Genomic DNA, 1169 nt, shown 5'->3' on the forward strand with positions numbered 1-1169 from the left:
TAATTTTTTTAAGAAAAATATATCAAGTATGATAACAGAAATTTCTACAATACTTACGCAGATGGGAGAGGGTAATTATCAAGTGACAGTTACCCAAGAATACGTAGGAGATTTTGCTCAGATTAAAAGATCGCTTGAAAAGATTATTGAAGACACAAGGAATGTGTTAGGAACGATTCTAAATACGGCGAATGAGATTAATGGTGGTTCTGAACAGCTTGCAAAAGCAGCAATGGATTTAGCTGAGGGTAGTACAATTCAGGCAACACAGGTTTCAGAAGTTGTTGAGATGTTTAATAAATTAGTGACAAGTATGGAAGAAAAAGTAGAAAAAGCACAAGAAACAGCAAAAATATCTACGGAAGCAGGAAGAGTATTATTAACCAATAACGCTAAGATGCAAGAATTGAAGAATGCAATAGGTGATATTAGTAATTGTTCAGAGCAGATCCGAACTATTATTGAAACTATTCAATCAATTGCAAATCAGACTAATCTATTGTCCTTGAATGCCGCTATCGAAGCAGCACGAGCTGGAGAAGCAGGAAAAGGTTTTGCTGTAGTAGCTGAACAAGTTAAGAATTTGGCGGAAGAGTCTGCAAAAGCAGCTGGGGAGACAACAAAATTGATAGAGATGACTGTTGATGCAGTAGAAAAAGGAATTTTACTTGCAGATGAGACAGCTACAAATATGGAAGATGTTATGCACGGAGCCAAAGTTGCATCGGATAAGATGGAACAGATGGCAGTGGATTTAAGAGAAGAAGCGAATAATATATATGAGTTAGATAACAATATTTCAAAAGTATCAGAGGTAGTTGATAATAACTCCGCCAATTCGGAAGAAACTGCAGCGGTTAGTGAAGAACAGGCTGCACATGTAGCATGTATGTTACAGATGATGGAACAGTTTAATATTTAAAAAAATTAATAAGGATAAGGAGCTGTCCACAGTTGAATTAAATTCAGCTGTGGACAGCTCCTTTTAGTAAAAATCATGATTAAGCTTTAAATCATGATTAAATACCGAAAACACTATATATTATTCCTATAATTATCAATACTCTAATAAACACTAAATCATTCTTTATCGATCTTAGATATTTTGTTTGCATAAGAATTAATTTCAAATTTATATCATCTTTGTTTTGATGGTATGTTTCAACTTT

At 34.0% G+C, this 1169-nt stretch carries 1 protein-coding gene; it reads left to right on the plus strand.

Annotated features, from left to right (window positions below; translation table 11 throughout):
* Window positions 1-922 (plus strand): methyl-accepting chemotaxis protein (locus tag ACW2QF_RS00565; protein ID WP_455714039.1); only part of this gene is annotated, 922 nt, incomplete at its 5' end.
* Window positions 923-1169 lie beyond the last annotated feature (247 nt).

Source organism: Anaerosporobacter sp., assembly GCF_965301125.1.